Source organism: Rathayibacter sp. AY1H2 (assembly GCF_002931985.1).
Taxonomy (GTDB): Bacteria; Actinomycetota; Actinomycetes; order Actinomycetales; family Microbacteriaceae; genus Rathayibacter.
This window is the reverse complement of record NZ_PSUV01000022.1, coordinates 25,304-40,450: the sequence shown is the minus strand read 5'-3', so window position 1 is coordinate 40,450 and position 15,147 is coordinate 25,304. Positions and strand designations below refer to the sequence as shown.

The following is a 15,147-nucleotide window of genomic DNA, read 5'->3' as shown; positions in this document are numbered from 1 at the left end:
CGCCGCCGCCGCCTCGCGGAGGACGAAGGGCGCGCTCCAGGTAGCGGCCACGGCGTCGATCCGCGCCCGCTGCCGCTCGTCCGCGGAGGCCCCCGCCCTCTCGCCGGTCGGCGCGTACCGCGGTGCAGCCGCACGAGCTCTTCCGACCGGCCTCACGCCCCGTCTCGATAGATCCCCACTGCACGCTTCCGCCCACCTTTCCCTCCCGCCCGCTCCCTCTGTAGAGACTCCACTCCACTCCCTGTGGACAGCGGTGGAGCCCGGACCGTCGAGCCCGCCGGGAACTGCGGGATCCCTCGACGGGTCGGGGTTCCCTCGGCAGGAGGGCTCCGCACGCGCCTAAGCTGGAAGTCCCGAGTGGGAGCGCCGCACGGCGCGGAGGGAGCACGCATGGTCGAGGTCCGCAGGGTCAAACTGCCCGGTGTCGGCGTTCTGCACACGTTCCTGACGGCCGACGGCGGCAAGGTCGGGGTCATCGCCCACCGCTCCGGCCACAGCGACCTGATCACGTTCGCCGAGGGCGACCAGGACGGCGCCAAGGTGTCCCTCCGCCTGAGCGACGACGAGGCGCACACCCTCGCCGAGCTGCTCGGCGGCACGCAGATCACGGAGTCGCTGACCGCGCTCGACCAGATCCCGGGCCTCTCGATCGACTGGTTCACCGTCGACTACGACGACCACATCGCCGGACAGCAGCTCGGCAAGCCCGCCGACCGAGGGATCGTCGGGCTGACCGTCGTCGCCGTGGTCCGGGGTGACGCCGCCAACCCGGCGCCGGCCCCCGACTTCCGCGTCTTCCCCGGCGACACCCTCGTGGTCGCCGGCAGCCCCGAGAAGGTCGCCAAGGCGTTCGCGTTCTTCCGCACCGGCAGCTTCGCCAAGACGGTCGACGCCCCGCCCGGAGCCTGAGGATGCACCACGGCGAAGACCTCATCGTCCTCGGCGTCCTGTTCGTCGTCGCCTACGTCCTCGGCCGGCTGGGGAGGACGATCGGGCTCCCGGCCATCCCGATCTACATGGTCGTCGGGCTCCTCGCGAGCCCGAACTTCCACCTCTTCCCGCTCGACTTCGAGTCGAGCTACATCGAGCTGACCGCGGTCTTCGGGCTGATACTCCTGCTGTTCAACCTCGGCCTGGAGTTCGACCAGGACGAGTTCTTCGGGAACGCCGGCCGCCTGATCCTCTCCGGCGGCTCCTACATCGCGGTCAACATGGCCGTCGGCCTCGGCTTCGGCTTCGCGCTGGGCTGGGGGAGCCGCGAGGCGCTGATCATCGCCGGCATCACGGCGACGAGCTCGAGCGCGATCGTCACCAAGCTGCTGATCGAGCTCAAGCGCCTGGCGAACCCCGAGACGCCGATGATCCTGGGCGTCACGGTCGTCGAGGACATCTTCATCGCGGTCTACCTGGCGATCGTGTCCGTCGTGCTCTCGGGCGAGACGGAGCCGTGGCCGGTGGTGCTCAAGCTCGTCATCGCGTTCGCGTTCCTCGTGGTGATGTTCGCGATCGCCCGCTGGGGCGGGAAGGTCGTCTCCCGCTTCTTCCGCACCCGCGACGACGAGCTGTTCACGATCCTGTTCTTCGGTCTCGCCATCCTGTTCGGCGGCATCGGCGAGGTCCTCGGAGTGACGGACGCGATCGGCGCGTTCCTGATCGGACTGGTCATCGGAGCGACGCGGTTCCGGTCGAGGGTCGAGCACATCGCGATCCCGCTGCGCGACGTGTTCGGAGCCTTCTTCTTCGTCAACTTCGGTCTCGGGCTGGATCCCGGCGCGTTCCCGAGCGTCGTGGTCCCGGTGCTGATCGCCGCGGTGATGACCATCGTCCTGAACCTCGGCGCGGGGCAGTTCGTCGCGTGGCTCAACAAGCTCGGACCGCGCGCGGGCCTGAACGCGGCGTTCATCCTGCACAACCGCGGCGAGTTCGCGCTCATCCTGGCGACGCTCTCGCTCTCGGCGGGGCTCGACGAGCGGATCCAGCCCTTCGCCGGCCTCTACGTGCTGATCATGGCGATCGTCGGGCCGATCCTCGCCTCGCGCTCCGAGAGCATCGGCGCGTTCCTCTCGCGGCGGCGGCACCGCCCGGCACCCGCAGCGGCCACGGCCATGGACGAGGAGGACTTCGCGCTCGTGGAGGCGGCGATGGCCGCGCCCGCCGTCTCCGCGGAGGAGGTTCCCGCTCCTCCGAGGCGCCCCGCGGAGCCGGACGAGCTCGACGACGAGTTCCCCGATCCGATGCGCCAGGCGCTCATCGACCAGGCGATGCAGCAGTCCGACGGCGCCGACGACGCCCGGCCCCGCCGCCCGAGGGAGCCCGACTACTGATCCCACGGAGCTCCCACACTCACGGGTTAGGCTCAGTCCGGCCCGCGGGACACCGCACGGATCGAGGGCGGACGAGGGACGAATGACGCAGAGCACGGTCGGGCAGGTGGCCCGGCGCCCGCGCTGGATCGCCGCGCTGGCGCTCGCACTCCTGATCGCCGGGCTCTTCGCCGCGCTCGGGCAGTGGCAGGTCGGCCGCGCGGTCGAAGCCGCCGCGCCCGACTCCGGAGTGTCGGAGACGACGCTCCCGCTCGCCGAGGTCGCGACCCCCTCCCGCTCGATCACGGCGACCGCCGACGGACAGCGCGTGGAGGGCTCGTCCGTCTTCGTGCCGGGCGGTGCCGAGATCCTCGGCGGCCGCCTGAACGGCGAGCAGCCGGGCTGGTGGGTCATCGCCCGTACCCGCACCGCCGACGCCGACCTGGTGCTCGCCTACGGCTGGACGCAGGACGAAACGCAGGCGCAGTCCGTCGCGGACGCGCTCAACAGCGGGAGCGAGCAGGCGCCCTCCTCCTTCACCGGCCGCCTCGTGGCCAACGAGGCCGCGGAGGCGCCGGCGGAGGGCCTGGACCCCGCCACCCTCACCGCGCTCTCCGTCCCCGCGCTGATCAACCGCTGGCCGGACCCGCCGCAGGACGTCTACCAGGGCTACGTCGTCGTCGACGAGCCGGTCGCCGGACTCGGGGCCATCGACTCCCCGGCGCGCGTGAGCGACGTCTCGCTGAACTGGCTCAACGTCTTCTACGCGATCGAGTGGGTCGTCTTCGCCGGCTTCGCCCTCTACCTCTGGTTCCGCCTCGTCAAGGACGCGTGGGAGCGCGAGGCCGAGGAGGCGCTCGACGCCGAGGAGCGCGCCCGCGCCGACCTAAGCGACCGGGCCGAGGCCCCCGCCCCCGCACCGTAAACTGGTCGTCATGCCCCTCGAGCCCAAGCCCGCGCAGTTCCCTGCGATCCGGAGCGCGCTGCGCTTCTACCGGGTGACCTCGATCATCACCGGCGTGATGCTGCTCCTGCTCTGCGCGGAGATGCTCCTCAAGTACGTCTTCCACCTCGAGCTGTTCGCCTTCGGCCAGCAGGGCGTCCTGCACTTCGCCCCGATGTACGAGGTGCCCGGAGGCGAGTTCACGTCGAGCGGCACCGGCGCGAACCTGTCCACCGGCATCCTGATCGCGCACGGCTGGTTCTACGTCGTCTACCTCTTCGCCGACTTCCGCCTGTGGAGCCTCATGCGCTGGCCGTTCACGCGCTTCGTGCTCATCGCGCTCGGCGGCGTGGTGCCCACCCTCTCCTTCTTCGTCGAGTCCCGCATCGCCCGCGAGGTCGAGCAGTACCTCGAGCGCCGGACCGCCGGCACCGACCCGAAGACCCCGACCGACTCCGTGGAGGCCCCCCATTAGCGAGCAGCCCACCGCTCCCCAGCCGCACCTGGCCGCGCAGCCCGTCCTCGTCGTCGACTTCGGCGCGCAGTACGCGCAGCTGATCGCCCGCCGGGTCCGCGAGGCGAACGTCTACTCCGAGATCGTGCCCTCCAACGCCACGGCCGCCGAGATCGCCGCGAAGTCGCCCGTCGGCATCATCCTCTCGGGCGGCCCCTCCAGCGTGTACGAGGAGGGCGCCCCGCAGCTCGACCCCGCGATCTTCGACCTCGGGATCCCGGTCCTGGGCATCTGCTACGGCTTCCAGGTGATGGCGAAGACGCTCGGCGGCGAGGTCGCCAACACAGGGCTGCGCGAGTACGGAGCGACGGACGCCGCCCTCTCGACCGACGGTGGCGTGCTCCTCGGCGAGCAGCCCGCCGACCAGACGGTGTGGATGAGCCACGGCGACTCGGTCGCACAGGCGCCCGAGGGCTTCGAGGTCCTCGCCTCCACGAGCTCCACACCGGTCGCCGCCTTCGGCAACGACGAGCGCCGCCTCTACGGCGTGCAGTGGCACCCGGAGGTCAAGCACTCCGCCTTCGGCCAGGCCGTCATCGAGAACTTCCTCCACCGCGCCGCGGGCATCCCGGCCGACTGGAACTCCTCCAACGTGATCGACGACCAGGTCGCCGTGATCCGCGAGCAGGTCGGCACCGGACGCGTCATCTGCGGCCTGTCCGGCGGAGTCGACTCCGCCGTCGCCGCTGCGATCGTGCACCGTGCCATCGGCGACCAGCTCACCTGCGTCTTCGTCGACCACGGACTCCTCCGCAAGGACGAGCGCCGCCAGGTCGAGGAGGACTACGTCGCCGCGACCGGCGTCCGCCTGGTCACCGTCGACGCGCGCGAGCAGTTCCTCGACGCGCTCGCCGGCGTCAGCGACCCGGAGCAGAAGCGCAAGATCATCGGCCGCGAGTTCATCCGCACCTTCGAGGCCGCCGCCGAAGCGCTCGTGCTCGAAGCGCAGGGCGAGGGCGAGACGATCGACTTCCTCGTCCAGGGCACGCTCTACCCCGATGTCGTCGAATCCGGCGGCGGCACCGGCACCGCCAACATCAAGTCCCACCACAACGTCGGCGGACTCCCCGAGGACCTGCAGTTCGCGCTCGTCGAGCCGCTCCGCACCCTCTTCAAGGACGAGGTCCGCGCGATCGGCCGCGAGCTCGGCCTGCCCGAGGTCATCGTCGGCCGCCAGCCCTTCCCCGGACCCGGCCTCGGCATCCGCATCGTCGGCGAGGTCACCCAGGAGCGGCTCGACCTCCTCCAGGACGCCGACGCCATCGTCCGCGCCGAGCTCACCGCCGCCGGCCTCGACACCGAGATCTGGCAGTGCCCCGTCGTCCTCCTCGCCGACGTCCGCTCCGTCGGAGTCCAGGGCGACGGCCGCACCTACGGCCACCCCATCGTCCTGCGCCCCGTCTCCTCGGAAGACGCGATGACCGCCGACTGGACCCGCCTGCCCTACGACCTCCTCGCCAGAATCTCCAACCGCATCACCAACGAGGTGAGCGGCGTGAACCGGGTGGTGCTGGATGTGACGTCCAAGCCCCCCGGCACCATCGAGTGGGAGTGATTCCGCGGGTCTCCGCACGGTCATCTGCGGCGTTGTCGGCGGTTGCGATACCTCCGGTATCGCGCCCTTCTCCGCCTTGCAGCTGACCGCGCGGAGACCCGCGGAACGTCAGGAACGGCTCCCTTCGAAGGGGGCCGTTTCTTGTTGAGGGGAGCGGGTGCGGAACGAGCCCCTGCGGGGCCGTTCCTGGGTGCAGGTAGAGGGGAACGAGCCCCTGCGGGGCCGTTCCCGGGTGCAGGTCGGGGAACGAGCTCGGGTGGCTGTTCAGGGAACGGGTGGCCGCGGTGCGGCCGGGGGATCGGTGAGGGGTGACCGGTGCCTGGCGAGGCATACCGAGTGGCGGTCAGGGGTTCGAGGCCCTGCGGGGACGTTCCGGGGGTGCCGATCGAGAGGCGGGCTTCTGCCGGGTGGTCGGGGAACGCGGGTCTGCGCTGGTCCGGGGGCCGTGGTGCAGGCGGAGGCGGCAGGCGCGCGAGCGCGGGTCAGGCGGGGGTGTCGAGCACGCCGATGAAGCGGGTGCCGATGCCGTCGTACTCGTCGCGGCGGTGGCCCTCGGGGTGGTGCGGCCAGGAGGCGGGGGAGTGGTCCTCGCAGACGAGGAACGTGAACTCGGGCCACCACTTCTTCGGGCGGGCGGCCTCGGAGCGGCCGCAGACGGCGCAGTCGAGGGTCACCCACACGGGACGCCTGCCGGTGCGGTTCGCGCGCGACTGGACGAGCCAGGCGGGCGGATCCTGCTCGAGGGCGGCGAGCTCCTCCTCCGACAGACGGGTGGGGATGCCGTGCCGCGTCGCCATCTCGAGGGGGATGTCGAGGCGCTGAGCGGCCTCGCGACGCGTGATCATCCGGCCACCCTAACCCAGCGCCGCGCGCGGACCCCGAGGCCGCAGCGACGCGCGCGCGAGCAGCCACTCCAGCGGGCCCTGCCCCACGAGCCGCCTCCAGAGGAGAGCGGCGACGATCGAGCCGACCACGAAGACGCCGAGCAGCGTCCAGCTGCGCCACGCCTCGAAGTCGAACGGCTCGTACGGGACCAGGTACACCGCCAGCGCCACGAGCTGCAGCGAGTAGATCGTCAGCGGCATCGCACCGACGGCCGCGATCGGAGTCGCCGCCCGTGCCAGGAGCGGCAGCCGCTGCAGCAGAGCCGTCAGCGCGCCGAGGACCACGCAGGCGACCCCGCCCGCCCCGAGGAGCTCGGCGGTGGTGCTGGCGTGCGCCTCCACCGCCTCCGGACCCCCGAGCAGCAGCCCGCCGCCGTAGCCGAGCACGGCCGAGACGGCGCCGCCGACGACGACCCAGCGCTGGGTGGTCGCGGACCGGACGTCGCAGCGCGCGATCAGGAGGCCGAGCACCACGTAAGCCAGCCACGACGGCACCGGGTAGTACTGGGTGAGCCAGGTGAGGGGCTGCGCGGCCAGGAGCGCCTCGTCGGGCGACAGGGTCGAGAGCCAGGAGCCGCCGGCGCTCGTCAGCGCGTCGACCGCGAGGGGCCCGGCGATCGCCGCGACCGCGACCAGCACGGCGAGGACCGCCCGCGGCAGGAAGAGCAGCAGCGCCGCGACGAGGAACATCACCCCGTAGTGCGGCAGGATCACCGCGATCGGCGTCCCGAGCAGGGTGAGGGCGACGCCGATGACGAGCAGGTACAGCCCGCGGAGCAGGATCGATCCCGTGTCGTGCCAGGGCCGCGAGGAGCGCTGCGCGCCGCCCGTCATCAGCCCGATCGACACTCCCGCCAGCACGGCGAAGAGGACGGAGCTGCGGCCGTTCCAGAGCATCTCGCTCTCAACGGGGGCGAGGTGGGCGGCGAACATGCCGAGGACGGCCAGGCCGCGTGCGACGTCGAGGCCGACGATCCGGAAGTCTGCGGCGCTCATCCCTCCATCGTGCCAGGCGCTCCCGGCAGTGCGCCGGGAACGGCGGTGGGGCCGGGAACGACGACGGGCGCCCGACCCGGAGGTCGAGCGCCCGTCGGACGTGGTGCGCCGTGCTACTCGCGGAAGATCGCGACGAGGCGCAGGATCTCCAGGTACATCCAGACGACGGTGACCAGGATGCCGTAGGCGCCGGTCCAGCCGTAGATGCGGGGGAGGCGGTTGCGCACGCCCTGCTGGATGAACTCGAAGTCCATCACGAGCGAGTACGTGGCGAGCGCGACGGCGATGAGGCCGATCACGATGCCGATGAAGCCGGTGCGGAGACCGAAGCCGCCGCCGACGCCGAAGAGGCCGAGGCCCAGGTTCACCAGCGAGAACACCGCGTAGCTGATCATGCCGATGAAGAAGATCTTGTTGAGCTTCGGCGAGGTGCGGATCTTGCCGTTCATGAACAGCGCCAGGGTGACGCCGATCACGATGACGGTCGCCATGAGGGCCTGGACGACCGCTCCGGCGTACGCGCTCTCGAAGAACTTCGAGATCGCGCCGACCGCGATGCCCTGGGTCGCGGCGTAGCCGAGGATCAGGGCGGGCGACGGCTGCTTCTTGAACGCGTTGACGATGCCCAGCACCAGCGCGACGAGCACGGCGGGGAGCATCAGGCCCGGGACGAACCAGCCGACGGCCGCACCCGCGAGGAGCACGACGAAGGCGAGGGCGGTCTTGGCGAGGGTGTCCTCGACGGTCATCCGGTCGGTCTCGACGGAGCCGGCGGCCGGACGGGAGTACATCTGGTCGAGCGTGCCGGGGGAGACGTCCGGGAGGTCCTGCACGCGGCCGGCGTAGCCGCGGTTGCTGAACTCCGGGCGTCCGAAGGCCGGATTGTTGCTTGCCATGGTTCCTCTTCTCTCAGGTGCGCTGGTCTCCGAGGGAACTCGCGGATCTGAGTCGCTGTGGGTGCGGGGTGCGCCGCGGATCCGAGAGGACTGCGACGATGGACACCACCTTATCTGAGAGCACCTCTCAGAGTCTGGCTGTTCTCTTCGAGCGGACCTCGACTCCGCTGCGAGCCGCGCAGTGCCGCCCGTAGGATCGCGGCATGCCCGCGCGTCAGTCACCGCTCGTCATCGGCCACCGCGGAGCGAGCGGCTACCGACCGGAGCACACCCGCTCCGCCTACGAGCTGGCGATCGCGCTGGGCGCCGATGCGCTCGAGCCCGATCTGGTGGCGACCCGCGACGGCGTGCTCGTCCTCCGCCACGAGAACGAGATCTCCGGCACGACGGACGTCGAGAAGCGCCCGGAGTTCGCTGCGCGCCGCACCACCAAGCGGATCGACGGCCGCGAGATCACCGGCTGGTTCACCGAGGACTTCACCTGGGACGAGCTGTCGGAGCTGCGGGCCCGCGAGCGGCTGCCGGCGGTGCGCAGCTCCAGCGCCACGTTCGACGGCCAGTTCCCGCTGCTGCGCTTCAGCGAGCTGCTGGCGCTGCTGGACCGGGCGGCGGAGGACGATCCGCTCGCTCCGCCGGGGCTCGTCGCCGAGATCAAGCACGCGACGTACTTCGCCGGGATCGGGCTGCCGCTGGACGTGCTGCTGCGCGAGGAGCTCGCCGCCGCGGGCTGGGGTCCGCGCGACCCGCGGCTCACGATCGAGAGCTTCGAGAAGACCGTGCTGGAGCGGCTCGCGGTGAGCGGAGTCGGCACCCGCCGGATCTACCTGCTCGAGTCGCGCGGCGCCCCGCCCGACCTCGTGGCCGCCCACGGCGCCGACGCGGCCCCCTACTCCGCCTTCACCACGCCGGCGGGACTGCGGAACCTCGCCGGAGCCGTCGACGGGATCAGCGTCGACAAGAGCATGCTCTTCTCGCGGGACGCGGCCGGCCGGGCGACGGGGACCGGTCCGCTCGTCGAGGACGCCCACGCGGCCGGGCTCGAGGTCTACTGCTGGACGCTGCGCGCCGAGAACCGATTCCTCGAGAAGGTGCACCGCCGCGGGAAGGACCCGGCGGAGTACGGCGGCTGGCAGGAGGAGTTCGCGATGATCCTCCGCTCGGGAGTGGACGGCGTCTTCGCCGACCAGCCCGATCTGGCGATCGAGGCGCGGGCGGCCGAGCAGGAGCGCCTGCTTCGCGGCTGACCGGTCCGCCGATCGGGTGCTCGTCCGGCGCGTGCCGAGCGGACGCGGAGGCTGCGCTGGCATCATCGGCTCACCACCGCCCGCCCGACCCTCGAGAGGAGGCCCCGTGTCCACCCGAGAGCGCATCACCCGCCGCTGGATCACCACCGCCGTCCTCGCCGTGATCGGCGTCGCCGTCGTCTACTGGCTCGCCGTGCTCACCCCTCAGGGCCAGGGCGTCGAGAACTCGGGGCTCCGGGGCGCCGACCTCGTCTTCGGCCGGGCCACCGGCGCCGCCGCGGGGGCGCTCGCGGACGTCACCCCGCTCTCCATGGTCGTCGGCGCCCTGCTCGTCGCGGCGATCGCGCTGATCCGGAGGCGCCCGGCGCTGGCCGTCGCCTCCGTCGGCTCGATCGTCGTCACGGCCGGGCTCACCCAGCTGCTCAAGAACGTGGTCCTCGAGCGGCCCGAGCTGGTCGACACCGACTCCTGGTACACCGGCGGCAGCTTCCCGAGCGGGCACACCGCGGCGGCCGTCTCGGTGGTCTTCGCCCTGGCGATGGTCGTGCCCGGGCGGGCGCGGACCGTCGTGCTCGCGCTGGGCGGCGCGGTCGTGGTGCTGGTCGGCAACCTGACGATGGCCGCGTCCTGGCACCGGGCGAGCGACGTCCTCGGGGCCGACCTCGTCGCGCTCGCCTCCGCCTCCGCCGCCTGCGCGTGGCTGACCACCAGGGCCCAGGTGGGCCGAGCGCCGAAGAGGCCCGCGCGGCGCGGGGTGAACCGTCTGCTCCTGGTGTGCTCGGTGATCGTGGTGGTGCTGCTCGCGGCTCTCGCCGTCCAGGGCATCCAGTACTACCCCGACGACACGAAGGACCTCACCGCCTTCGCGCTCCTGCAGCTCCTGGCGGTGTCGACGTCGGCGCTCGCCGTGCTCGGCTTCTCCCTCGCGTGGCGCGGACTGGACGTCGGTGGGGCGCTCACCTCGCCCGCGCCGCGTCAGCGGACCGCCTGACCGCTCCCGGTGTCGGAGGGGCGATCTACACTCGGAGGGACATGAGCTTCCTCTTCGATCCGAGCGACTCCCGCGCCACCCCGGTCATCGTCGGTCCCCCCGGCGGCCCCGGGGACGCGCCCCGCACCGACCCGGCGCACGAGCAGCTCGTCGCGGGGCTGAACCCCCAGCAGCGCGAGGCGGTCGAGTACCGCGGAGACGCGCTGCTCATCGTCGCGGGTGCGGGCTCGGGCAAGACCAGCGTCCTCACCCGGCGCATCGCGAGCCTCCTGGGCAACGGCGAGGCCTGGCCGAGCCAGATCCTCGCGATCACGTTCACCAACAAGGCCGCGGCCGAGATGCGCGAGCGCGTCGAGAAGCTGGTGGGGCAGAGCGCCGAGGGGATGTGGATCTCGACGTTCCACTCCGCGTGCGTGCGGATCCTGCGCCGCGAGGCCGAGAACTTCGGCATGACCAAGTCGTTCACGATCTACGACTCGGGCGATCAGCGCGCCCTGCTCAAGCGCATCGTGAAGGACCTCGAGGCCGACTCGCTCGGGATCACCGTCGCGAGCGCCTCCGCGAAGATCTCCAAGCTCAAGAACGAGCTCGCCGACGTCGACTCCTACGCCCGCACCGCGAACCTCAGCGACCCGAACGAGGAGATGTTCCTCCAGGTCTTCCGGGCCTACTCGCGGGCGCTCGAGGGGGCGAACGCGTTCGACTTCGACGACCTGATCGCGCAGACCGTCTACCTCTTCCGCGCCTTCCCGCACGTCGCCGCGAAGTACCAGCGGCGCTTCCGCCACGTGCTGGTCGACGAGTACCAGGACACGAACCACGCCCAGTACTCGCTGATCCACGAGCTGACCCGGCCCGTGCCGCCGGCGACGATGGCCGCGGCGCAGTTCGACCGCCCCTACCGCGGACCGGTCACGGCCGACGGCTCCATCCCGGGGGCCTCGCTCACCGTCGTCGGCGATTCGGACCAGTCCATATACGCGTTCCGCGGCGCCGACATCCGCAACATCGTCGAGTTCGAGCGCGACTTCCCGGGCTGCCGCGTGATCCTGCTCGAGCAGAACTACCGCTCGACGCAGAACATCCTCTCGGCGGCCAACGCCGTCATCTCGAACAACTTCGACCGTCGCGCGAAGAACCTCTGGTCCTCCAGCGGCGACGGGGAGAAGATCGTCGGCTACACCGGGTACTCGGGTCACGACGAGGCGCAGTTCGTGGTCGACGAGATCGCGCGCCTGCACGCGGCGGGCACCGGCTACGACGAGATCGCGGTCTTCTACCGCACCAACGCGCAGACCCGCGCGCTGGAGGAGATCTTCATCCGCTCCGCGCTGCCCTACCGGATCCTGGGCGGCACGAAGTTCTACGAGCGCGCCGAGATCAAGGACGCCCTGGCGTACCTGATCACGGTGGCGAACCCGGCCGACGTGCTGGCGCTGCGGCGCATCATGAACACTCCGAAGCGGGGCATCGGCCCCGCGACGGAGGCGCAGCTGCAGTCGTTCGCCGACACCAACGCGGTGACCCTGCGCGAGGCGATGCGCAACGCCGGCTCGCTCGGGATGGGCCCGAAGGTGACGAAGGCGATCGTCGACCTCGCGACCCTCCTCGACGAGTGCGCGCTGATGCTCGACCCCGCGCGGGAGGGCGGCGAGGCGAAGGTGCACGAGGTGCTGACGGCGCTGCTCACCCGCAGCGGCTATCTCGACATGCTCCGCGCCAGCCGCGACCCGCAGGACGAGGCCCGCGCCGAGAACGTCGACGAGCTCGTCGCCGTCACCAAGGAGTTCGCGCGCAACAACCCGGACGGCGGGCTCGTGGACTTCCTCACCGAGGTCTCGCTGGTCGCCGCGGCCGACGACCTCGACGACGACTCCGGCACCGTCTCGCTGATGACGCTGCACACGGCGAAGGGCCTCGAGTACGACGCCGTGTTCCTCACCGGCATCGAGGAGGACCTGCTCCCGCACCGCATCTCGGCGAACGAGCCCGGCGGCCCGGCCGAGGAGCGGCGGCTGTTCTACGTGGGGATCACCCGGGCCCGCAAGCGCCTCTACCTCTCGCTCGCGATGACCCGCGCGCAGTACGGCGAGACGTCGGTCGCGATGCCGAGCCGGTTCCTGCAGGAGATCCCGGGAGAGCTGATCCAGTGGCGCCAGTCGCCCGGCGCGGCGACCTCGCGCGGCGGCACGCAGCCCCGGGCCCTGAACGCTCAGCGGCCCGGCTTCGGCAAGTCGCGATCGAACACCGAGTTCCGGGAGGCGCTCGCCGCGGCGCCGAAGGCCAAGGGCGAGTTCCCGAACCGGATCACCGGCATGGTGCGCGACAACGGCGACCTCGAGCTGATCGCAGGCGACCGCATCCGGCACACCGACTTCGGTGAGGGGCGCGTGAACGCGGTGACGGGCGAGGGCTCGAAGCGCGTCGCGCACGTGCTCTTCGACCAGGTGGGCGCGAAGAAGCTGCTGATCAAGGTCGCGCCGATCGAGAAGATCTAGTCCGGTGGCGGCCGGATCGGCGGCCGCGCGGCTCGCGACGGAGGCGTTCTCCCCGGCGGTCCTCGCGGTGCTCGTGCCGGTCGTGGTCGGCGCGCGCGTCGCGGATCCGCCCCTGCTCGGTGTCGCCTGGGGAGCGCTCGCAGCTCTCTTCGTCGGGGTGGTGCCCTACCTCGTCATCCGCCTGCTGATGCGCACCGGCCGGATCCACGGCGACCATCACGTGCCCGACCGGCGCGAGCGGGCGCTGCCGATCGCGCTGGCGCTGGTGTCGATCGCGGCCGGCCTGGTACTGCTCGCCGTGCTCGGCGCTCCTGTCGCGGTGACCACGTTCGGCGTGGTGACGATGGCCGTGGTGCTCGCCGTCGGCGTGGTCAACCTGGTCTGGAAGCTGTCCGGGCACGCGGCGGTGGTCGCCACCTGCGCCGTCGTCGTGCTGATCGCCTACGGACCGCTCTCCCTGCTGATCAGCGTGCCCATCGTCCTCTGGGTGCTCTGGTCGAGGGTGCGCCTCGGTGCGCACACCCCCGCCCAGGTCCTCGCGGGCGCCGCCGTCGGCACCGTCCTCGCCGGGACCGTCTGGTCACTGCTCGGCTGACGTCCGTCCCTTCCCGTGTGCCCTCTGGTCGCCGTCCGCGAGATGCCGCTCCGGTGCGCGGCACGCCGTGGCGGGCTCACCCGAGTGGCATCTCGCGGAAGTGGTCAGCCTGCGTAGCGCGCGACGAGCTCCCGCTTGAGGATCTTGCCGCTGGGCCCGAGCGGCAGGGCGTCGACGAACTCGACGCGGCGGGGGAACTTGAAGGCGGCGAGGTGCTCGTTGGCGTAGGCGATCAGCTCCTCCGCGGTGGCGGTCGCCGACGGGGCGAGGATCACCGCGGCCATCACCTCCTGGCCGTGGCGCTCGTCCGGGATCCCGAAGACCGCCGCGTTCTGCACGGCCGGGTGCCCGATCAGCACCTCCTCGACCTCGCGCGGGTACACGTTGTAGCCGTTGCGGATGATCATGTCCTTCGTGCGGTCGAGGATGCGGACGTAGTCCTCCTCGTCCTTCGTGCCCAGGTCGCCGGTGCGGAACCAGCCGTCGATCACCGCCTCCGCGGTCGCCGCCGGGTTGCCGAGGTACCCCTTCATCAGGTTGTGCCCGCGCACCACGATCTCGCCGAGCTCGCCCCGGGGGACCAGCTCGACGCGGTCGGTCACGTCGGGGCGGGCGACCTCGACCTCGACGCCCCAGATCGGCGTGCCGACCGTGCCCGGCCGCGGCGGGACTCCGACGTGGTTGAAGGTGGCGACCGGGGAGGTCTCGGTGAGCCCGTAGCCCTCGTAGATCTCGACGCCGAACACCTCGCGGAAGCGCTCGATCACGGCGACGGGCAGGGCAGCGCCTCCCGAGACCGCGTAGCGCAGCGGCGGCCGGTCCTCGCGCCGGGTCGCGGCGTCGAGCAGGGCGACGTACATCGTGGGCACGCCCTCGAAGACCGTGCAGCCGTGGGCGATCATCGCCTCGAGCGCGGCGTCGCCGTCGAACTTCGGCACCAGGACGACCGTCGCGGCGGTGCGGAAGGCCGTGTTCATCGCGCAGACCTGCCCGAAGGTGTGGAAGAGCGGCAGCGCCCCGAGCACCACGTCGCCGCGGTGCAGGTCGAACGTGTTCATCAGCAGCACGTCCGACTGCGAGACGATCGCGAAGTGCGTCCCCTCCGCCCCCTTCGGGCGGCCGGTGGTGCCGCTGGTGTAGAGGATCGTCGCCGTGTCGGAGGGGGAGCGGGGCACGTAGCCGTCGATCGGGGTCGCCTCCGCGGCGAGGTCCTCCAGGCGCGGGAGGGGCGAGGCGGTGCCGTCGGGCACCATCACGCTCAGCACGGGAACGTCGGCGAGGTCCGCTCCGGCGGCCCCCTCGGCGAGCAGCGGAGCGGCGCACACGAGCGCGACGGCTCCGGAGTCGCGCAGGACGTAGGCGATCTCGTCGTGCTTGAGCAGGGCGTGCACGGGGACCACCACGGCGCCGAGCGCGAGGACGGCGAAGTATCCGCGGGGGAAGTCGGGGACGTTCGGGACGAGCAGGGCCACGCGGTCGCCCGGTCCGATCCCCTGGGCGCGCAGGGCTCCGGCGTAGGCACGGGTCTGCCGCCAGAGGGTCGCGTAGTCGACGGCCTGCTCGCCGACGCGGATGGCGATCGTGTCAGGGGTGCGCCGCGCCGCCTCCGCCAGGATGGCCGCGACGGAGAGGGTGCCGAAGCCGGCGGCGGGCGGGGGAGCGGCGGGGGCCTCGGCCGTGCGGGGTTCGGTGATGCTCATCAAGGCTCCAGTCGTCGTTGACCGCCGC

Annotated in this window: 13 protein-coding genes; 9 read left to right on the top strand and 4 right to left on the bottom strand. The window is 71.8% G+C overall.

What is annotated here, in order from left to right:
- Nucleotides 1–390 precede the first annotated feature (390 nt).
- From C5C29_RS14395 to guaA, 5 genes are all read left to right on the top strand, one after another.
- A complete protein-coding gene (locus C5C29_RS14395; protein WP_068256939.1) occupies nt 391–909 on the top strand; it encodes a cation:proton antiporter regulatory subunit in 519 nt (172 codons plus the stop codon).
- Nucleotides 910–911: 2 nt separating this feature from the next.
- Nucleotides 912–2,324, top strand: a complete 1,413-nt coding sequence (locus C5C29_RS14390) for a cation:proton antiporter (protein ID WP_104224735.1) — start codon at nt 912–914, stop codon at nt 2,322–2,324.
- An 82-nt stretch (nt 2,325–2,406) separates the two neighbouring features.
- Nucleotides 2,407–3,228 (top strand): SURF1 family cytochrome oxidase biogenesis protein, encoded by an 822-nt coding sequence (locus tag C5C29_RS14385; protein WP_104224736.1) that lies wholly within the window; start codon nt 2,407–2,409, stop codon nt 3,226–3,228.
- A 10-nt stretch (nt 3,229–3,238) separates the two neighbouring features.
- Nucleotides 3,239–3,721 carry a DUF3817 domain-containing protein gene (locus C5C29_RS14380; protein WP_104224737.1) on the top strand — a complete coding sequence of 161 codons (483 nt, stop codon included), beginning with the start codon at nt 3,239–3,241 and terminating at the stop codon, nt 3,719–3,721.
- Between the two features lie 28 nt (nt 3,722–3,749).
- The gene (gene guaA, locus C5C29_RS14375) at nt 3,750–5,315 is read left to right on the top strand and encodes a glutamine-hydrolyzing GMP synthase (protein ID WP_104224738.1); all 1,566 of its coding nucleotides are present in this window, start codon (nt 3,750–3,752) and stop codon (nt 5,313–5,315) included.
- Between the two features lie 482 nt (nt 5,316–5,797).
- Here guaA and C5C29_RS14370 read toward each other — a convergent pair whose 3' ends face one another.
- The 3 genes from C5C29_RS14370 to C5C29_RS14360 all read right to left on the bottom strand — a co-directional run bounded on the left by C5C29_RS14370 (nt 5,798) and on the right by C5C29_RS14360 (nt 8,091).
- Nucleotides 5,798–6,160, bottom strand: coding sequence for a DUF5997 family protein (locus C5C29_RS14370; RefSeq protein ID WP_104224739.1), 363 nt, complete (start codon nt 6,158–6,160; stop codon nt 5,798–5,800).
- Nucleotides 6,161–6,169: 9 nt separating this feature from the next.
- On the bottom strand, nt 6,170–7,195 hold the full coding sequence (locus C5C29_RS14365) for a DUF418 domain-containing protein (RefSeq protein ID WP_104224740.1): 1,026 nt from the start codon (nt 7,193–7,195) through the stop codon (nt 6,170–6,172).
- A 113-nt stretch (nt 7,196–7,308) separates the two neighbouring features.
- The gene (locus C5C29_RS14360) at nt 7,309–8,091 is read right to left on the bottom strand and encodes a Bax inhibitor-1/YccA family protein (protein WP_104224741.1); all 783 of its coding nucleotides are present in this window, start codon (nt 8,089–8,091) and stop codon (nt 7,309–7,311) included.
- A 203-nt stretch (nt 8,092–8,294) separates the two neighbouring features.
- Between C5C29_RS14360 and C5C29_RS14355 the strand changes: the two genes are divergently transcribed.
- From C5C29_RS14355 to C5C29_RS14340, 4 genes are all read left to right on the top strand, one after another.
- Nucleotides 8,295–9,335, top strand: coding sequence for a glycerophosphodiester phosphodiesterase family protein (locus tag C5C29_RS14355; RefSeq protein ID WP_104224742.1), 1,041 nt, complete (start codon nt 8,295–8,297; stop codon nt 9,333–9,335).
- Nucleotides 9,336–9,441: 106 nt separating this feature from the next.
- A complete protein-coding gene (locus C5C29_RS14350; protein WP_104224743.1) occupies nt 9,442–10,326 on the top strand; it encodes a phosphatase PAP2 family protein in 885 nt (294 codons plus the stop codon).
- A 41-nt stretch (nt 10,327–10,367) separates the two neighbouring features.
- Nucleotides 10,368–12,824 (top strand): ATP-dependent helicase, encoded by a 2,457-nt coding sequence (locus C5C29_RS14345; RefSeq protein ID WP_104224744.1) that lies wholly within the window; start codon nt 10,368–10,370, stop codon nt 12,822–12,824.
- A 4-nt stretch (nt 12,825–12,828) separates the two neighbouring features.
- The gene (locus C5C29_RS14340; RefSeq protein WP_104224745.1) at nt 12,829–13,419 is read left to right on the top strand and encodes a phosphatase PAP2 family protein; all 591 of its coding nucleotides are present in this window, start codon (nt 12,829–12,831) and stop codon (nt 13,417–13,419) included.
- Between the two features lie 104 nt (nt 13,420–13,523).
- Here C5C29_RS14340 and C5C29_RS14335 read toward each other — a convergent pair whose 3' ends face one another.
- Nucleotides 13,524–15,119: a long-chain fatty acid--CoA ligase gene (locus C5C29_RS14335; protein ID WP_104308504.1), complete on the bottom strand. Its 1,596-nt coding sequence runs from the start codon at nt 15,117–15,119 to the stop codon at nt 13,524–13,526.
- Between the last annotated feature and the right edge of the window lie 28 nt (nt 15,120–15,147).

Excerpts from the sequence above, each read along its gene's own strand:
- C5C29_RS14395 (WP_068256939.1), top strand. The coding sequence starts at position 391 with ATGGTCGAGGTCCGCAGGGTCAAACTGCCCGGTGTCGGCGTTCTGCAC.
- C5C29_RS14390 (WP_104224735.1), top strand. The coding sequence starts at position 912 with ATGCACCACGGCGAAGACCTCATCGTCCTCGGCGTCCTGTTCGTCGTC.
- C5C29_RS14385 (WP_104224736.1), top strand. The coding sequence starts at position 2,407 with ATGACGCAGAGCACGGTCGGGCAGGTGGCCCGGCGCCCGCGCTGGATC.
- C5C29_RS14380 (WP_104224737.1), top strand. The coding sequence starts at position 3,239 with ATGCCCCTCGAGCCCAAGCCCGCGCAGTTCCCTGCGATCCGGAGCGCG.
- C5C29_RS14370 (WP_104224739.1), bottom strand. The coding sequence starts at position 6,160 with ATGATCACGCGTCGCGAGGCCGCTCAGCGCCTCGACATCCCCCTCGAG.
- C5C29_RS14365 (WP_104224740.1), bottom strand. The coding sequence starts at position 7,195 with ATGAGCGCCGCAGACTTCCGGATCGTCGGCCTCGACGTCGCACGCGGC.
- C5C29_RS14360 (WP_104224741.1), bottom strand. The coding sequence starts at position 8,091 with ATGGCAAGCAACAATCCGGCCTTCGGACGCCCGGAGTTCAGCAACCGC.
- C5C29_RS14355 (WP_104224742.1), top strand. The coding sequence starts at position 8,295 with ATGCCCGCGCGTCAGTCACCGCTCGTCATCGGCCACCGCGGAGCGAGC.
- C5C29_RS14345 (WP_104224744.1), top strand. The coding sequence starts at position 10,368 with ATGAGCTTCCTCTTCGATCCGAGCGACTCCCGCGCCACCCCGGTCATC.
- C5C29_RS14335 (WP_104308504.1), bottom strand. The coding sequence starts at position 15,119 with ATGAGCATCACCGAACCCCGCACGGCCGAGGCCCCCGCCGCTCCCCCG.